Source organism: Mycetocola sp. Y442 (assembly GCF_056898615.1).
The window spans coordinates 265,456-282,130 of sequence record NZ_JBXHBV010000002.1 but is presented as its reverse complement, the minus strand read 5'-3'; the positions used below and the strand labels follow the sequence as shown (position 1 = coordinate 282,130).

Below are 16,675 nucleotides of genomic sequence, written 5' to 3'. Positions count from 1 at the left end.
TCGAGCCGGTGGCGCGGCGCCGGGAGGAAATACCGGGGGTCCACCGCCGGTAGCGGCGCCGACCCCCTGATCCGCCGCCCGAAACAACACCCCTCAGGGCGAAGGAGAGTCAGCGCGTGTGCGCGTCCGACCGCGACCGCGACCGCACCTTCTCGATGTGGTCCCGCATGGCCCCGGCGACAGCGTCCGGGTCGCCGGTGCGGAACGCCTCGATGATGTGCGTGTGCTCGTTGACGGCATCCTCGGCGTCGGTGACGCCGCTCAGCACCGTTTGGCGCATGCGGTGCACCCTCGTCGAGATGACCTCGGACATGTCGATGAGGAACTGGTTGTTCGTGCCCTCGAAAATGAGGTGGTGGAAGTTCCAGTCGACCGCGAAATACTCACGCAGCAAAGCCACCGAGAGGGCGCCACCTTGGGCCGCCGCACGCACGCGCTCGGTCACCTTCCGGTGCTCCTCGAGCGCTGCCTCGAGCAGAGGAACCAGTTCGTCCGAATGACGTGCCGCGAGCGCCGCGGCACCGCCCTCGAGCACGATCCGGGTATCGAAGAGCGACTCGAGCTGTCCGTCGGTGATCTGCGGAGCGACCCGGTAGCCCTTGAGCGGCTCCCTCGTCACGAGCCCCGTGCGCTCCAGCTGGACGAGTGCCTCGCGCACCGGAGTGGGCGACACATTGAGGTCACGGGCGATCGCGTCGATCGAGAGTCGGGTGCCTGGAGCGACGGACTGGCTGACGAGCATGTCAAGCACGAGGTCATAGACACGGTCCCTGAGCCCTTTGCGCTCAATCACCCCCGCCTGTCCGAGCGGGTAGGTGGATTCAGGCATTGGCTCTCCTCGACGTTCCGTTCTCGAGAGTACCAGCGCCGTGGGGTGCCTTCGCGGCGTCCGCTGCTTCGTCGAGGATGACACGCACGGCATCGGGGTCGTGAGCGAACCGTCCGAGGAACAGGCCATCGACGCTGTCGGCGATGTGACCGAGGAGGCCAGGGCCTGCGCTTCCGCCGTAGATCACTACCGACCCCGGGAAGTCGGCGAGCGAACTGACGTACTCGCGCAGAGCGGAGCAGACGGCGCGGATGTACTCGGCCGACGCCGGTTCCGGCGCACCGATCGCCCAGTGCGGCTCGTACGCAACGATGACCCGGCCGTTGTGGCCGGCGGTTCGGCTGGGTTCAAGGGCCGACGCGATCTGGGCCGTGCAGTCAGCGATGGCGTCCTCCGCGGTCGAGCGCACGGCTTCGCCGATACAGAGCACGGGATCGAGCCCGTTGCGCAACGCCGCATCGGTTTTCGCCGCGACAACCTCGGCTGTTTCGCCAAACAGACGCCGCCGCTCGGCGTGCCCCACCTCCACCACGCGGCAACCCAGTTCGGCGATCTCAGCCCCGCTCACCTCTCCGGTATACGCGCCGCTGTCCTCGGTGCTGAGGTCTTGCGCGCCGACCAGCGCAACAGCCCCGAGCGCATCGATGGCGGCAGGAACCGAGAGGAAGGTCGGGATGACGAAGAGCTCGACGGTGCCGTCGGCGATCGCCGGATTGTCCCCGGCGATCGCGGCGACGTCGCGGCACCAGGCCACGGTGCGAGCGTGACTGAAGTACATTTTGTGGCTCACCCCGATCAGGAATCGAGGTGAGCCGGCCGGCGGCATCAGACGCCTTCGTAGCTGCGGATCTCCTGCACCTTGTCGTTGGAGGCGCTCGACTCGTCGAAGGTATAGGTCAACCACTCGCGCACGAGGCGTCGAGCGAGTTCGAGTCCGACGACGCGCTGGCCCATGCACAGCACCTGCGCGTTGTTCGAGAGCACGGCGCGCTCAACGGAGTATGGGTCGTGGGCCGTGACGGCGCGCACTCCGGGGACCTTGTTCGCCGCAATGGCGACGCCGAGTCCGGTTCCGCACACCAGGAGGGCGCGGTCGGCCTCGCCTCGAGCTACCATTTCGGCTGCCGCTATCGCGATCGTCGGATAGTTGGTGTGGCCATCGGCGTTCACGCCAACGTCGGTGACGGATGCCACGAGGTCGCTGCCCTCGAGGTCGGCTTTCAGTCGTTCCTTGTACTCAAATCCTGCGTCGTCAGAGCCGACGACGATACGAAGTGCGCTCATGTTGTGCTCCTGTTCGTGGGTAAATCAGAGAACGGATGCCGTGGGCAGGACACCCTGCACCGCCGCCGCGATCATCGCGAGTGACACCGCACCGGGATCCGCGACCCCGAGCGCCTTGTCACCGTGCGATCGGGCGCGGCCCATCCCCGGCATCATGTCGGTGGTGCCGTCCGCTGCGTCCTGTGCGGCAGTTGCCGCGGCCGACCATGCGGCGGGAAGACTATCGCCGGAACCAATACGTTGGCTGAGCGTCTCGGCGAAAGGCACGAGCGCGTCGACCATGGTCTTGTCGCCAACCTTCGCCTTACCGAAATCCATGACGGCATTACTGGCGCCGACGAGTCCATCGGCAACGGCGTTCGCCGTGACCGGTGCCGTGTTACCGAGCCGCTCGCCGACGGTGCGGAGGATGACCGCCCAAATCGCGCCGGAGGTACCACCGGCCCGGTTCGACCACTCATCCGCCGCCGAAGCGAGCACACTCTGGGCGCCGGCCCCGTTCGAGTGCGCGGAGCGGGCAGCGGCGAGCGCGGCGTGTGAGCCGCGCTTCATCCCGATACCGTGGTCGCCGTCCCCGGCGATCGCGTCGATGCGGCCGAGTTCTTCTGCGTTCGCGTCGATGACCGAGACGATCGCCTCGAGCGCAGTGACAACCACCGCAGCAGCACGCCTGGACTCGTCGCTCGCGTCGGGGATGACCTCCTCGGCAACCGAGTCGTCGATCTCGTCCCGTTCAACCTGCGCAGTGCTGTCGACAGAACCCGTGCGGAACGCGGGGGTGTCGGCAGGGGCGCGCCACAGGGTCTCGAGCTCGTCGTCGAGCCAGAGCAGGGTGAGCGAGACACCGGCCATGTCGAAACTGGTGCAGAACTCGCCGACGTGCGGATCGACGATCACGGCACCGGCATCCTCCAGCAACGTGGCGATGCGGTCGAAAACGACGTAGAGCTCCTCGTTCTTCACCGAGCCGAGGCCGTTGAGGATGGGAACCACCCGCGCACCCGACACGGTAACACCGTCGGGAATCTCAGCGGGGTCGAGGAGGCGCTCGACGAAGAGTTCCGCGAGGCCGTCTGCGCTGGGGATGTCGACCTCGTCGATGCCAGGCTCACCGTGGATGCCGAGACCGATGGCCATCCGTCCCTCCGGCACGGTGAACAGCGGTTCGGCGGCTCCAGGCAGCGTGCACCCGGTGAAGGCGACACCCATCGTGCGTGTGCGATCGTTCGCGAGGATGGCGGCTCGCTCGACGCCGTCCATGTCGTACCCGGCCGCGGCAGCGGCGCCGGCGGCCTTGAACACCGTGAGGTCCCCTGCGATCCCCCGGCGCTTCTCCTGCTCGCCCGCTGGTGCGCTGAAGATGTCGTCCGTCACCGTCACGGTCCTGCAGTCGATGCCGTCGGCACGGAGTTTGTCCTGCGCTTCGGTGAAGTGGAGAACGTCGCCGGCATAGTTGCCGTAGCTCAGCAGGACGCCCATGCCCTGTTCGCTCGCGCGAGCGACCGATTCGACCTGCCGCGCGGACGGCGATGCGAACAGGTTTCCCATGGCGGCCCCGTGTGCCAGACCGTGACCGACCAGGCCGCCGAACGCCGGGTAATGACCTGACCCGCCGCCGATCACGAGGGACACCGTCGGTTCTTCCGAGCGGGTCGAGCGGGTGACCCCTCCTGACACCCGGCGGACCCATCGCGCGTTGGCGCGAGCGAATCCATCGGTCATTTCGTCTGCAAAGTTCTCGGGTTCGTTCCAGAGCCTGGTCATGTGTCTTCCTCGACGTTGAGTGTGTGGTTCGACTAATCCTATAGGATATTTCCAGTCGTGTCGATGGGTCTCAGCTACGCGACTTGCCGACGAAAACCGACCGTCATTCGGTCCGATCGGGTGCGATGACCCGGATCACCGCGGAATCATCGGCGGCACCGAGACCCTGCGCCTGGCCAAGCAGGAACAGCTGTTCGGCTGCCGCAGCGACCGGTGCCGGCAGCCCGGCGGCACGCGTTGCCGCGCCAACGATGCCCAGGTCCTTGACGAAAATATCGAGCCTGCTCAACACCTCCGCGCCATCCTCGTCGTACGCTTCCAGCATCCGCGGTCCGCGATTCGAGAGCATGAAGGATCCGGCCGCGCCCGCCTCGAGGGCCGCCAGAGCGTTGCCCGGATCGAGACCCAGTGCATCAGCCAGGGCAAGCGCCTCAGCCGCTGCCGCAATGTGGACACCGCACAACAACTGGTTGACGGTCTTCATCGCCTGCCCGTCGCCCGGCTTGTCGCCCACCACCGTGAGCGTCGACGCGAGCAGGTCGAGGACCGGACGAGCGCGCTCGAGCGCCCGGGGTGACGCCCCGACGACAATGAGCAAATCGCCCTGCCCTGCCCGAACCGGACCACCGGACAGCGGCGCATCGACAAGCTCGACCCCACGCTCGGCGAGCCGATCGACGGTCGCCGGAATGGCATCCGCCCCGATCGTGCTGGTGAGGATCACGATGCTTCCGGGCCGAAGCACCTCGGCGACGCCATCGGGCCCGAAGAGGGCACTGTCGAGCTGCTCGCCGTTTCTCACCGCGATCAGCACGATATCCGCGCCGCGCGCAGCGTCAGGTGCCGAGTCGAAACAGGTCACGCCCCGCTCCGCGGCGAGCGCCATCCGTGCCGGATCGAAGTCGAAGGCCCGCACAGACAGGCCGCTGGCGAGTCGCGTCGCCATCGGCAGCCCCATGGCCCCGAGACCGAGAATGGCCACGGTGTCAGGGGCGGATGCCTGGGGTGTCGTCGTCATGCGGATCTCCTGTCAGCGCCGTTGCGGGTCACACCCGCGGTGGATGTGTCCGACATCTTATATATTTGGCGCTGTCACCCGGAACGGACCGTGGCGGTTCCGGAGCGGCAGTGGAGCCACAGCGCCGGGTCGACCGGCAGTATCAACGGGGAGCAGCAGATGAGCGACACACCGAACGCGCCGGCGGGCCGCACGATGCAGGAACTCTCGACGGGACTCCCCGCGCCGCTGACCATCCCTGACGCACGTCGGAGGATTCGCGAGGCCAACGAGTCAGGCAACCGCTGGGTGATCGTGCTCGACGACGACCCGACCGGAAGCCAGACCGTTCACGACACCCCGGTGCTGACCAGCTGGGACGCCGATGACCTCGAGTGGGCGTTCGACCAGCCAGGCCACGGGTTCTTCATCCTCACCAACTCCCGCGGGTTCAACGACGACGAAGCCCGCGAACGGGTATCAGAGGTCGCCAGAGCGGTCGAGCGGGAAGCCAGGAGGCGAGGCGCTGAGATCGCGCTGATCGCGCGCGGCGATTCCACCCTCCGTGGCCACTACCCGCTCGAAACAGACGTGCTCATCGAGCAGGCGGCAGCCACTGGGACGCCGTTCAACGCTCTCCTCCTCGCGCCTGCCTATTTCCCGGCGGGGCGGGTAACCGTGGGAGACGTGCACTACGTCGGCACCGGGAACACGTTCGTTCCCGTCGGACGCTCGAACTACGCGAAGGATGCCACGTTCGGCTTTTCGGCATCGACCCTTCCCGAGTACATCGAGGAAAAGACGGGTGGTGCGATCGCGGCGACGGATGTGATCAGCATCGGTCTCGAGGACATCCGTGAGGGCGGCCCCGAGCGGGTGCGCGACATTCTCCTGGGCTGCACCGACGCCCAGCCGGTCGCGGTCAACCTGCTCGATGAAGCCGACCTCGACGTCGTCGTGCTCGGGCTGTTGCTGGCAGAAGAACAGGGAGCCAGGGTTCTGACCCGCTGCGGGCCGTCGTTCCCGGGAGCGAGGCTCGGCATCGCCGCCCGCGATCCGCTCACCCACGACGAGATCTTCGCCGGGGGCGAGCGTCCTGGCCACGGACTCGTCGTTGTCGGGTCGCACGTCGAGCTCACCACCCGCCAGGTCGCGCACCTGCAGTCCGAGGTCACCGACATCGAGACAGTTGTCCTCGACGTGCCGCGACTGCTCGACCCCGAAGGCACCGGCCCCGAACTCGCGCGGGTCGCCGAAGCGCTGATCTCGGCGCTCGGCCGCACAGACGTCGTCCTCGCCTCGAGTCGCGAACAGATCACCGGCGACTCCGGTCATTCCAGCCTCGTGATCGCGCAGACGGTCTCCGCGATGCTCGTCGCACTCACCGAAGTCGCCGTCAGTGATGCGACGCCAGCGTGGGTGATCGCCAAGGGCGGCATCACGTCGAGCGATGTTGCCACGGGCGGTCTGAAGATCCGACGGGCAATGGTGGCTGGCCAGCTGTTCCCCGGCATCGTCTCGGTCTGGCTGCACGTCGGGGAGGACAACCCGGCCCTGAGTGGGCTCCCTTACGTCGTCTTCGCCGGCAATGTTGGTGCGGACGAGACCCTGGCTGAGGCCGTCAAGATCCTCCGCGGCGACGCTCGCGCCTGACGCACGGGCGCGGCCGGGCGGTTACGCCGGTGCGTGTGCCTCGAGGAAACGGTAGACCTCCACCTGGTCGACGCCCGGAAATGTTCCCGTCGGCAGCGCCGCGAGCAGACTCGTCGGCGTCCGTGCCGCAGGCCAGGACTGGTGTTCCCACTTCTCGGCGAGCTCGCTCGGTGCGCTCTTGCAGCAGCTCTCGTCCGGGCAGCTGGAGCGCGACCGGTTGGCCGTCTCCCGACCACGGAACCACTTCACGTGCTCAAACGGCACCCCGACGGTCACCGAGTAATCGCCCTCCTTGGCCTTCTCGATCCGCGACGTGCACCAGTACGTGCCGTTCGGGTTGTCGGTGTACTGGTACCAGGGGCTGAACCGGTCTTCAGCAGCGAAGACGGTGAACGCCGTCCACTTGCGACAGACGGTCGTCCCCTCGACCGCGCCGAGGGCATCCGTCGGGTGCTTCACACCGTCGTTGGAATACGCCTTCACGATCGTGCCCGATTCGTGGACCTTGGTGAAGTGCACGGGGATGCCGAGGCGTGCGGTGGCGAGGTTGGTGAAGCGGTGCGCCGCGGTCTCGTAGGAGACGGCGAACGCGTCGCGGAGATCCTCCATTGAAATCCGGCGGAAGTTCTTCGCCTCGGTGAGGAACCGGACGGCATCCGACTCCGGCAGCAGGATCGCCGCCGTGAGGTAGTTGGTCTCGACCCGCTGTCGGAGGAAGTCGGCGTAACTCGTCGGCTCCAGGTGACCGAGCACGTGGCTGGCGAAGGCCTGCACAACGGGTGAGCGCGAGTCGCGGGATGCCGACTGCGACGTGGGCAGGTAGATCCGGCCGTTGCGTGAATCGGTCACCGACCGGGTCGAGTGCGGCAGGTCACCGACGTAGTGCAGCGTGAACCCGAGGTGGTTGGCCATGTCCCCGACGAGCTGCTGTGACACCGGGCCGCCGGTGTGCCCGACGGCGGCGAGCAGCTGCTTCGCCTGCGCCTCGAGCTCGGGGAAGTAGTTGTCTTTCGCCCGCATCGTCGCCCGCAGTGAGGCATTTGCTCGCCGGGCCTCCTCCGGGGTCGCCGCGCGTTCGCGGTGCAGCCGCTCGACCTCGGTGGCGAGCGCCAGGATCGTGCGCAGCGTGTCATCGCTGTGCCCCTTCGACACCCGGATCGGGTCGATGCCGAGCGCGGAGAAGACCGGGCCGCGCTGGGCACGTTCGAGCGCGATCTCGAGGGCCGCCCGCTCGCTCGGGGCCTCATCGCGCAGAAGATCGTCGGTAGTTGTGCCGAGCGCCGTCGCGATCTGGCGCAGCATCGAGAGCCGTGGCTCCCGCTTGCCGTTCTCGATCGTCGACACCTGGGACGGTGCACGGTCGATCGCCGCCCCCAGCTGCTCGAGCGTCATTCCGCGGGCAACGCGCAGCGAACGGATGCGACGCCCCAGCAGGAGGGCGTCGACGGTTCCCTCGTCGGACTCGGGAGTAGCGAGAATTCGGGGGTCAGCTGCGGTGCTGGTCATGGTGTCATCGTCGCATTCGGCGGTCCTTTCGACAACCAGAAGAATCGCGCTTTTTCTGCGGACTTTTCCGGGTCGGGCGTCTGGCGGCGCACGCAGACTCTCTGTACGACCTCCGAACCATGGCTCTTCGAAGCCGGTTCGGCCCACGACGAAGGAGCACAACGATGAGCACCGACAACACCCGCCCAGGCGACCAGGTCCAGACCGCGGCCGAACTGCAGCTCGAGTGGGACGCCAACCCCCGCTGGGAAGGTGTCCGGCGTGACTACACGGCCGCCGAGGTCGTCGCGCTTCGGGGCAGTGTCCGTGAGGACGCAACCCTCGCCCGTCGCGGTGCCGAGAACCTGTGGAACCTCATCCACTCCGAAGAGTGGGTCCCCGCACTCGGTGCTCTCACCGGCAACCAGGCGGTGCAGCAGGTTCGTGCCGGCCTCAAGGCCATCTACCTCTCCGGCTGGCAGGTCGCCGCAGACGCGAACCTCTCGGGCCAGACCTACCCGGACCAGTCGCTCTACCCGGCCAACTCGGTGCCGAGCGTCGTCCGCCGCATCAACAACGCCCTGCTCCGCGCTGACCAGATTGAGTTCGCCGAGACCGGAACCACCACGGTGGACTGGCTCGCCCCGATCGTCGCCGACGCCGAGGCCGGATTCGGCGGACCGCTCAACGCGTACGAACTGATGGCATCCATGATCTCGGCCGGAGCGGCTGGCGTGCACTGGGAAGACCAGCTCGCGAGCGAGAAGAAGTGCGGGCACATGGGCGGCAAGGTCCTCATTCCGACCAGCCAGCACATCCGCACCCTCAACGCTGCCCGGCTCGCCGCCGACGTTGCCGGCGTGCCGAGCGTCATCATCGCCCGCACCGACGCCCTCGCGGCGACGCTGCTGACGAGCGACGTCGACGAGCGCGACCGCCCCTTCCTCACCGGAACCCGCACCGCCGAAGGCTTCTACGAGGTCAACAACGGCATCGACACCGTCATCTCCCGTGGCCTCGCCTACGCCGAGTACGCCGACCTGCTCTGGGTCGAGTCGGCGGAGCCGGACCTCGAGCTCGCCCGCCGGTTCGCCGAGCGCATCCACCAGGACTTCCCCGGCAAGAAACTCGCCTACAACTGCTCGCCGTCGTTTAACTGGAAATCCCACCTCGACGACGCGCAGATCGCGACGTTCCAGAAGGAACTCGCCGCCATGGGCTACGCCTTCCAGTTCATCACGCTGGCTGGCTTCCACGCGCTGAACCACTCGATGTTCACGCTCGCTCAGGACTACAAGAACCGCGCCATGAGCGCATATGTCGAACTGCAGGAGGCCGAATTCGCCTCGGAGGCAGACGGCTACACCGCGACGAAGCACCAGCGCGAAGTGGGCACAGGCTACTTCGACCGGATCGCAACGGCCCTGAACCCCACGAGCGCCACCCTCGCGCTCGTCGGCTCGACCGAAGAAGACCAGTTCCACTAACCATTTTTCCGCCCGGCCGTTCGCGACAGCTCGTTCGCGGCCGGGCGACCCCGAAGGGATTGTCATCATGAACACTCTGCTCACCGAACCCGGCACGACCACGACACCAGCCACCTCCCCCACAGACACCGGCCCTCGCATCGAGGTCGTCGGCAGGCTGCACGAACGATTCGACGAGATCCTCACCCCCGAGGCACTGCAGTTCCTCGCCGAGCTTCACCAGCGCTTCGCCGGTCCGAGGCACGACCGGCTCGCCGACCGCATGCGCCGCCGGTTCGAGATCGGCAACGGCCGTGACCCGAAGTTTCGCGATGACACCGCATCGATCCGGGCGGATGCCACGTGGCGCGTCGCCGGCGCGGGGCCGGGCCTCGAAAACCGTCGCGTCGAGATCACCGGTCCCACCGACCGCAAGATGACCATCAACGCGCTCAACTCGGGTGCTAACGTGTGGCTCGCCGATCAGGAGGACGCCACAAGCCCGACCTGGGCGAACGTCATCGGCGGACAGATCTCGCTGTTCGACGCGATCCGTCGGCAGATCGACTTCACCAGCCCAGAGGGTAAGGAATACACGCTCACCACGGGCGAGACCCCGACGATCGTGATGCGACCGCGCGGCTGGCACCTCGTCGAGAAGCACCTTCGGTTCGTTGACTCCGCCGGTCACTCGATGGCGGCATCCGGAAGCCTCGTCGACTTCGGCCTGTACTTCTTTCACAACGCGCAGGCGCTCATTGACGCGGGCCGCGGGCCGTACTTTTACCTTGCCAAGCTCGAGTCGAGTGAGGAAGCCCGCCTCTGGGACGATGTGTTCACGTTCTCGGAGCAGCGCGCAGGCATCCCGCACGGAACCGTCCGAGCGACGGTGCTCATCGAGACCCTGCCCGCCGCGTTCGAGATGGACGAGATCCTCTACGAGCTGCGCGACCACTGCGCCGGTCTCAATGCGGGGCGCTGGGATTACATCTTCTCGATCATCAAGAACTACCGCGGCCGCGGTGCCCGATTCGTTCTGCCCGACCGCAGCGAGGTGACGATGACCGTGCCGTTCATGCGGGCATACACCGAACTGCTCGTGAAGACTTGCCACAAGCGGGGCGCGCACGCCATCGGCGGGATGAGCGCCTTCATCCCGAACCGCCGCGACCCCGACGTGACCGCCCGCGCGATCGAGAAGGTCTCGGCAGACAAACGACGCGAGGCCGGCGACGGTTTCGACGGCACCTGGGTCGCTCACCCCGACCTGATCGAGACGGCCCGCGGTGAGTTCGACGCCGTCCTCGGCGAGCGCCCGAACCAGCTCGACCGGCAGCGCGACGATGTCGAGGTGACCGCGGCGCAGCTGCTCGACGTGCACATCGGTCGTGCGGTGACGGATGCCGGGCTTCGCGACAACGTCTCAATCGGCGTCCGGTATCTCGAATCGTGGCTCCGCGGCGTCGGCGCTGCGGCGATCGACAACCTGATGGAGGACGCCGCGACGGCCGAGATCAGCCGCTCACAGATCTGGCAGTGGATTCACCAGGACGTGCGCACCGATGACGGCGCCCCGATCACCCGTGACCGGGTCGAGGAGATCCTCACCGAGCTGCTCGGTTCGGTCGACAGGTTCGACGGCGACCGGTTCGACGACGCCGCAGAGGTATTCCGAGACGTCGCGTTGAAGGACGAGTTCCCGACCTTCCTCACGGTGGGTGCGTACTCGAGGTTCCTCGTCGACCTGGCCTGACGGCATCCATTCGCCCCTGACAACGGTCCCCGCACGCTCGTGCGGGGACCGTTTGTGCGATCGCCGAAGAAAACTTTGGAATCGATGGAACCTTTCGTGGCGTGCCGGACACTACAGGTATGAGTATTCCCCTGAGCGACGCCGACGAGTGGCGCGCTGTTCTGGCCGGAGACGGCGAGGCCTTCGCCCGCATCTTCGACAGGCACAGCCAGCGCGTCTACCGCCACAGCCTCGCGATGGTACCGGCGATTGACGACGCCCAGGATGTCGTCGGGGTCACTTTTCTTGAAGCGTGGCGCAAGCGCGGTGACGTGCGTTTTGTGAACGGGTCACTTTTGCCCTGGCTTCTCGTGACCGCATCCCACTCGTCGAGGAACATCTCGCGGGCGGCCCGGCGCTACCGGAACCTGCTCGAACACGTTCCCCGCCCCGACCCGCAGGCTGGACCCGAGCTGATGCTCGACGACGGCGCCGCGATGACGGCGCTCCGTGACCTCGGGACTCACCACCGCGACGTTGTCGCCCTGTGCGTCATCGAGGGCTTCAGCGAAGCCGAGGCTGCCGAGGCCCTCGGTGTTCCGGTCGGAACCGTGAAGTCCCGGCTGCACCGGGCAAAGAAGTCACTGGCCAGTCGTCTTCGCCGGGACGTCACCCCTGAACTGCTGGCTCCGGCGACAAACCGGGCCGCCGCATCCGCCACCCATAACACCGCCTCCGCTTCGATCGAAATGAGTGATTCCCGATGACCTCCCTCGGCACCGAACAATCCAGCGCCCTCCGACGCATCCTCGTCGACACCGTCGAGCACCCTGTGTCCCCTCAGCCACCCAGACGACCTCTGATCGCTGGCCTCATCGCGGTGCCGCTCGCGGCCGCGCTCGTCGTCGGCACCGTCGTGTTCGGCCCCAGTCCGGACGCCGCCCAGGCGTCGGAGGCGCTGCGGAACGCTGCGGACCGGACGATCAGCGTGTCGGACCCTGTGGTTGGCGCGAGCCAGTACCTGAAGATCACCACCGAGGAGGCGTTCCTGGCCTACGAGATCGCCGCGGACGGCGAGTACTCGGCGTACCGGTCGACCTCGGTGTCCGAGGTCTTCGTTCCTGCGAGTCCCGGAGACAGTTGGGTACAGCGGGTGACCGCGCAGCCGGCCACGGAGTTCTACGGTGAGGCGTCGCGCGCGGCAGCCGCGCGTGACTGGGCAAACACGGTTGAGAACGGGGTCGTCCGTATCACGCGGGATTCCGATGGAGACTTCGTCCACGCCCGGGAACTCGGCGGCGAGGTCGACGAGCCCGTTGTGCCGAGCGACCCGGAGGATGCCCTGGCGTTCCTTCACGAGATGCCGTACGGCGACGGCACCGACGCGGGTGCTCTCTCGTACGCCGCACAGTTGCTCCGCGACGGCACGATGGCGGCGGAACAGCGCTCCACGCTGTACCGGGCCCTGGCGCTGCTGCCCGGCATCCGCATCACCGACGGCAACGCTGCCCTGAACGGGCGCACCGGCATCGCATTCAGCATCGACTCCGACACCACGGTCCCGGAGATCATCGTCGACCCGGACACCGGCCAGTTCATCGGCGAACGCTCACTCACTCCTGCTGCGCAGGATGCCATACCTGCCGGAACCGTGGAGTATTACACCGCCGTGACGACAACGGTGGTCGACGAGGCGCCGTAGGCGATCCGCGCCGCCGGCGTCGACCTCGCCTGACGGCATCCGTTCGCTTCCAGTGGCGCGATTACGTCTTATGGAGCCTTCATTCGACGTAATTGCGCGACTGGAAGGCGGAGGCCCTCCAGGAAACGGGGGCCTTGACGAGTTACTTGCTTTTTGCAAGCATGGCTCCTGACGGTGACCGTCACCGCCGGAACGTCAAAGGAGACATCATGACCGACATCTTCGTCAACCTCCCCACAACGGACCTTGAGCGCTGCAAAGCGTTCTATTCGGCCCTCGGCTGGACAATCAATCCGCAGTTCACCGACCAGAACGCCGCGTGCGTCGTTGTCGACACGAACATCTACTTCATGTTCCTCACGCATGAATTCTTTTCCACATTCACCGACAAGCAGATCATCGACACCACCACTTCGGCGCAGGCCTCAACCGCATTCAGCCGGGAGAGCCGTGAAGCAGTGGACGCCATGATGGAGAAGGGGCTCGCGGCGGGGGGAACGGAACCGCGCGCCGCCCAGGACTACGGGTTCATGTACTCACGTGACCTCGAGGACCCGGACGGCAACATCCTCGGATTCCTCTACATGGAACCCGCTGCCGTCGAGAAGGGGCCAGAAGCGTATATGGCAGAACAGGGCGTCGAGGCCTGAAGCGCGCCGCGTCATGACAGCTCGCAATTACGGTCAGAACAGCGGCCTGGTGAGTGCGCTCGAGCTGGTCGGCGAACGGTGGGCGCTGCTCATCGTTCGCGACCTGCTCGTCGGCCCACGCCGCTACACCGATCTCAAGGCCGGGCTGCCGCGCATTCCCACCAACATCCTCAGCACCCGGTTGAAAGAGCTGCAGGAGGGCGGCGTCATCCGTCGCGCCCCACTTCACCACTCGGTCGTGTACGACCTCACCGATGCCGGCCGTGAACTCGAGCAGGTCGTCCTCGCACTGAGCCGGTGGGGGCTCAGCGCGGCGGGCGAACCGGCCGACGACGACATCATCACCACGGAATCGCTGACCCTCGATCTTCGATCCGTGTTCCGAACGGATGCCGCCAGCAGCTACGAACCGACGGCGTACGGTGTGCGGGTGGGTGGCATCCACATCACCGCCAGGGTGGACGGTCCGACGCTCGACATTTCACCGGGCGCCTCGGGTGCGATCGATGCCGACCTCGATTTCGCGGCCGGTCACGGCATCCGTTCGGTGATCACGGGCGAGGTGACGGCGGACGCGGCGATCGAGCGGGGAATCGTGCGGATCCTCATCGGCAACGCGGCGCTGATGGACCGCTTCGCTGCAACCTTCACGGCCGCACGCCAGACGGTACCCTTCTAGGGTGAGCACAACACCGAGACTCTCCACCAAGATTTCCGCCATCGCCGAGTCAGCCACGCTGAAGGTCGACTCGAAGGCCAAAGCGCTGCAGGCCCAGGGCCGCCCCGTGATCAGCTACGCCGCTGGCGAGCCCGACTTCGGGACGCCGCAGCACATCGTCGACGCCGCGATTGCCGCCGCGAGCGACAAGAAGAACCACAGGTACACGCCGGCAGCGGGTCTGCCCGACCTGCGCGAGGCCATCGCCGCGAAGACCCTGCGCGACTCCGGTCTCGCCGCGAGTGCGAGCCAGGTGCTCGTCACCAACGGCGGCAAGCAGTCGGTCTACGAAGCGTTCCAGGTGCTGCTCAACCCGGGCGACGAGGTCATCGTGCCGACGCCGTTCTGGACCACGTACCCCGAGGTCATCGCCCTCGCCGACGGTGTCGCCGTCGAGGTGTTCGCGGACGCATCGCAGGGCTACCAGGTCACCGTCGAACAGCTCGAGGCCGCGCGCACCGAGCGCACCAAGGTGCTGCTGTTCGTGTCGCCATCGAACCCGACCGGTGCCGTGTACTCGCCCGAGCAGACGAAGGCCATCGGCGAGTGGGCGCTCGAGCACGGGCTCTGGGTCATCACCGATGAGATCTACCAGAACCTCACCTACGACGGCGTGAAGGCCCTGTCGATCGTCGAGGCGGTTCCCGCTCTCGCCGAGCAAACCCTGCTCGTCAACGGTGTCGCGAAGACCTACGCGATGACCGGCTGGCGGGTCGGCTGGACCGTGGGACCCACGGATGCCATCAAGGCGCTGTCGAACCTGCAGTCGCACCTCTCGGGCAACGTCAACAACATCGCCCAGCGTGCCGCGATTGCCGCGCTCACTGGCCCCCAGGACGACGTCGAGACCATGCGGCTGGCATTCGATCGACGCCGCAAGCTCATCGTCTCCGAGCTCAATAAGATCGACGGCTTTGCCGTGCCGACCCCGCAGGGCGCGTTCTACGTCTACGCGGATGTGACGGGGCTGCTCGGCAGGGAGTTCGGCCCAGTCACGCCGACGACCTCGCTCGAGCTCGCTGATCTCATGCTCGATCAGGCCGAGGTCGCCGCCGTTCCCGGCGAGGCGTTCGGCCCGTCGGGGTACCTGCGCTTCAGCTACGCGCTCGGTGACGACGCACTGCTCGAGGGCGCCCAGCGGCTGCAGAAGCTGTTCGGGTAGGCGCACCGCCGACGGGTGAACACCCGCCGAGAACATCACTTCCGGTCGAGAACATCCCGCGCAACTGATGCGCTCGACCGCAACTGATGCGTTCGGCGCAGCGCCCGCCTAGAACTCGACGTTCACAAACACCGGCTCGGGCTGCAGCACGACCCCGAACTCCGCACCGACGCGCATCTGCACGTAGCGCGCGAGCGCGGCGATCTCATCGGCCGTCGCCCCACCCGTGTTGGTCAGGGCGAGTGTGTGCTTGCTCGAGATTGCGGCGCGCGAGCCCGGCAACCGGAACCCGCGACGGATGCCCGAGCGTTCGATCAGCCAGGCTGCGGAGAGCTTGACCCGTGCGTCATGCTCGAGCGACGGGCGCGGGACCTCGCCCGTCCACTCACCGAGGGGGATGACGACCGCGTCGTCTGCGTCGTCATCGGCGATCGGCCAGCGCGGGGCGTCCGACGGCAACGACCGGGCGAACGACTCGGAGACGATGGGGTTGGTGAAGAAGGATCCGGCGCTCGAAGTGTCAGGGTCTGCCGGGTCAAGAACCATGCCCTTCGACCGGCGAAGCTCGAGCACGGTGCGCCGAACGTCGGCGATCGGGAGCCGCGTGCCAAGCTCGACGCCGAGCGATGAGGCCAGCTGCGGGTAGGCGACAGGAGCGCTCAGCCCGCCGGCATCCGTCAGTTCAACGTCGATCGACACAACAACACCGTCACGGACCGGCGCCTCCCCGCCGTGCCGCTTGAGCACTGACGTGCGATAGCCAAGGCCCAGTTCGGATGCCGGCACGCGGACGAGGTCGCCGTGCTCACGGGCGAGCAGTTCGACGGCGATGAGGCTCGCCGACAGTTCCTGCCCGTACGCGCCGATGTTCTGGATCGGGCCGGCACCGCACGATCCGGGGATGCCGCTGAGCGCTTCGATTCCGGCGAGGCCGCGATCGACGGCATAGGCGACGAGGTCGTCCCAGCTCTCGCCGGCCTCCACCCGGAGCAGCACGCGCCCGTTCGCGGCACCGACCTGTTCGATGCCCCGCGTCGCGACGCGAACGAGGGTGCCGTCGTAGCCGTCGTCGCCGACGAGCACATTGGAGCCGCCGCCGAGCACGAACGGATCGTCGCCCTCGTCCCAGACTGCGGTGACGGCGCGAAGAAGCTCGTCGCGGGTGGTGGCGGTGACCGTGTGCGCGGCGGGTCCACCGACCCGGAGGGTCGTCAGTTCAGCGAGTGTCGTCAT

General features: G+C 67.1%; 15 protein-coding genes. 8 read left to right on the top strand and 7 right to left on the bottom strand.

Annotation, left to right across the window (positions count from 1 at the left end; all coding sequences use genetic code 11):
- Positions 1-109: 109 nt before the first annotated feature.
- From AC1X6S_RS08055 to AC1X6S_RS08035, 5 genes are all read right to left on the bottom strand, one after another.
- Positions 110-829 carry a GntR family transcriptional regulator gene (locus AC1X6S_RS08055; protein ID WP_483405240.1) on the bottom strand — a complete coding sequence of 240 codons (720 nt, stop codon included), beginning with the start codon at positions 827-829 and terminating at the stop codon, positions 110-112.
- Complete coding sequence (locus tag AC1X6S_RS08050; protein WP_483405239.1) at positions 822-1,655, bottom strand: triose-phosphate isomerase family protein; 834 nt, start codon at positions 1,653-1,655, stop codon at positions 822-824. The genes AC1X6S_RS08055 and AC1X6S_RS08050 overlap by 8 nt, the downstream gene beginning before the upstream one ends.
- Complete coding sequence (locus AC1X6S_RS08045; protein WP_483405238.1) at positions 1,655-2,113, bottom strand: ribose-5-phosphate isomerase; 459 nt, start codon at positions 2,111-2,113, stop codon at positions 1,655-1,657. The genes AC1X6S_RS08050 and AC1X6S_RS08045 overlap by 1 nt, the downstream gene beginning before the upstream one ends.
- Before the next feature lie 24 nt (positions 2,114-2,137).
- On the bottom strand, positions 2,138-3,877 hold the full coding sequence (locus AC1X6S_RS08040) for a dihydroxyacetone kinase family protein (RefSeq protein WP_483405237.1): 1,740 nt from the start codon (positions 3,875-3,877) through the stop codon (positions 2,138-2,140).
- 103 nt (positions 3,878-3,980) lie between these two features.
- Positions 3,981-4,895 (bottom strand): NAD(P)-dependent oxidoreductase, encoded by a 915-nt coding sequence (locus tag AC1X6S_RS08035; protein WP_483405236.1) that lies wholly within the window; start codon positions 4,893-4,895, stop codon positions 3,981-3,983.
- Positions 4,896-5,054: 159 nt separating this feature from the next.
- Between AC1X6S_RS08035 and AC1X6S_RS08030 the strand changes: the two genes are divergently transcribed.
- Positions 5,055-6,527, top strand: a complete 1,473-nt coding sequence (locus tag AC1X6S_RS08030; protein WP_483405235.1) for a four-carbon acid sugar kinase family protein — start codon at positions 5,055-5,057, stop codon at positions 6,525-6,527.
- A 21-nt stretch (positions 6,528-6,548) separates the two neighbouring features.
- Here the strand turns inward: AC1X6S_RS08030 and AC1X6S_RS08025 are convergent, their stop codons facing one another.
- Complete coding sequence (locus AC1X6S_RS08025) at positions 6,549-8,033, bottom strand: helix-turn-helix domain-containing protein (protein ID WP_483405234.1); 1,485 nt, start codon at positions 8,031-8,033, stop codon at positions 6,549-6,551.
- A 164-nt stretch (positions 8,034-8,197) separates the two neighbouring features.
- Between AC1X6S_RS08025 and aceA the strand changes: the two genes are divergently transcribed.
- From aceA to AC1X6S_RS07990, 7 genes are all read left to right on the top strand, one after another.
- Positions 8,198-9,499 carry an isocitrate lyase gene (aceA, locus tag AC1X6S_RS08020; RefSeq protein WP_483405233.1) on the top strand — a complete coding sequence of 434 codons (1,302 nt, stop codon included), beginning with the start codon at positions 8,198-8,200 and terminating at the stop codon, positions 9,497-9,499.
- A gap of 67 nt (positions 9,500-9,566) precedes the next feature.
- On the top strand, positions 9,567-11,231 hold the full coding sequence (gene aceB / locus AC1X6S_RS08015) for a malate synthase A (protein ID WP_483405232.1): 1,665 nt from the start codon (positions 9,567-9,569) through the stop codon (positions 11,229-11,231).
- 119 nt (positions 11,232-11,350) lie between these two features.
- Positions 11,351-11,977 carry an RNA polymerase sigma factor gene (locus AC1X6S_RS08010; protein ID WP_483405231.1) on the top strand — a complete coding sequence of 209 codons (627 nt, stop codon included), beginning with the start codon at positions 11,351-11,353 and terminating at the stop codon, positions 11,975-11,977.
- Entirely contained in the window at positions 11,974-12,912 is a 939-nt protein-coding gene (locus tag AC1X6S_RS08005; RefSeq protein ID WP_483405230.1) for a hypothetical protein, read from the top strand. Before AC1X6S_RS08010 ends, AC1X6S_RS08005 begins: the two co-directional genes overlap by 4 nt.
- 209 nt (positions 12,913-13,121) lie before the next feature.
- Positions 13,122-13,562: a VOC family protein gene (locus tag AC1X6S_RS08000; protein WP_483405229.1), complete on the top strand. Its 441-nt coding sequence runs from the start codon at positions 13,122-13,124 to the stop codon at positions 13,560-13,562.
- A 13-nt stretch (positions 13,563-13,575) separates the two neighbouring features.
- Complete coding sequence (locus tag AC1X6S_RS07995; protein WP_483405228.1) at positions 13,576-14,241, top strand: winged helix-turn-helix transcriptional regulator; 666 nt, start codon at positions 13,576-13,578, stop codon at positions 14,239-14,241.
- Between the two features lies 1 nt (position 14,242).
- On the top strand, positions 14,243-15,442 hold the full coding sequence (locus AC1X6S_RS07990) for a pyridoxal phosphate-dependent aminotransferase (RefSeq protein ID WP_483405227.1): 1,200 nt from the start codon (positions 14,243-14,245) through the stop codon (positions 15,440-15,442).
- A gap of 108 nt (positions 15,443-15,550) precedes the next feature.
- On the opposite strand, the gene AC1X6S_RS07985 is transcribed toward AC1X6S_RS07990, so the two are convergent.
- Positions 15,551-16,675, bottom strand: coding sequence for a UDP-N-acetylmuramate dehydrogenase (locus tag AC1X6S_RS07985; protein ID WP_483405226.1), 1,125 nt, complete (start codon positions 16,673-16,675; stop codon positions 15,551-15,553).

What these genes read in the sequence shown, in the direction of transcription:
- AC1X6S_RS08005 (WP_483405230.1), top strand. Translation starts at nt 11,974, where the DNA reads ATGACCTCCCTCGGCACCGAACAATCCAGCGCCCTCCGACGCATCCTC.
- AC1X6S_RS07995 (WP_483405228.1), top strand. Translation starts at nt 13,576, where the DNA reads ATGACAGCTCGCAATTACGGTCAGAACAGCGGCCTGGTGAGTGCGCTC.
- aceB (WP_483405232.1), top strand. Translation starts at nt 9,567, where the DNA reads ATGAACACTCTGCTCACCGAACCCGGCACGACCACGACACCAGCCACC.
- AC1X6S_RS08035 (WP_483405236.1), bottom strand. Translation starts at nt 4,895, where the DNA reads ATGACGACGACACCCCAGGCATCCGCCCCTGACACCGTGGCCATTCTC.
- AC1X6S_RS08040 (WP_483405237.1), bottom strand. Translation starts at nt 3,877, where the DNA reads ATGACCAGGCTCTGGAACGAACCCGAGAACTTTGCAGACGAAATGACC.
- AC1X6S_RS08050 (WP_483405239.1), bottom strand. Translation starts at nt 1,655, where the DNA reads ATGCCGCCGGCCGGCTCACCTCGATTCCTGATCGGGGTGAGCCACAAA.
- AC1X6S_RS07985 (WP_483405226.1), bottom strand. Translation starts at nt 16,675, where the DNA reads ATGACGACACTCGCTGAACTGACGACCCTCCGGGTCGGTGGACCCGCC.
- AC1X6S_RS08055 (WP_483405240.1), bottom strand. Translation starts at nt 829, where the DNA reads ATGCCTGAATCCACCTACCCGCTCGGACAGGCGGGGGTGATTGAGCGC.
- aceA (WP_483405233.1), top strand. Translation starts at nt 8,198, where the DNA reads ATGAGCACCGACAACACCCGCCCAGGCGACCAGGTCCAGACCGCGGCC.
- AC1X6S_RS08030 (WP_483405235.1), top strand. Translation starts at nt 5,055, where the DNA reads ATGAGCGACACACCGAACGCGCCGGCGGGCCGCACGATGCAGGAACTC.
- AC1X6S_RS08045 (WP_483405238.1), bottom strand. Translation starts at nt 2,113, where the DNA reads ATGAGCGCACTTCGTATCGTCGTCGGCTCTGACGACGCAGGATTTGAG.
- AC1X6S_RS08025 (WP_483405234.1), bottom strand. Translation starts at nt 8,033, where the DNA reads ATGACCAGCACCGCAGCTGACCCCCGAATTCTCGCTACTCCCGAGTCC.
- AC1X6S_RS08000 (WP_483405229.1), top strand. Translation starts at nt 13,122, where the DNA reads ATGACCGACATCTTCGTCAACCTCCCCACAACGGACCTTGAGCGCTGC.
- AC1X6S_RS08010 (WP_483405231.1), top strand. Translation starts at nt 11,351, where the DNA reads ATGAGTATTCCCCTGAGCGACGCCGACGAGTGGCGCGCTGTTCTGGCC.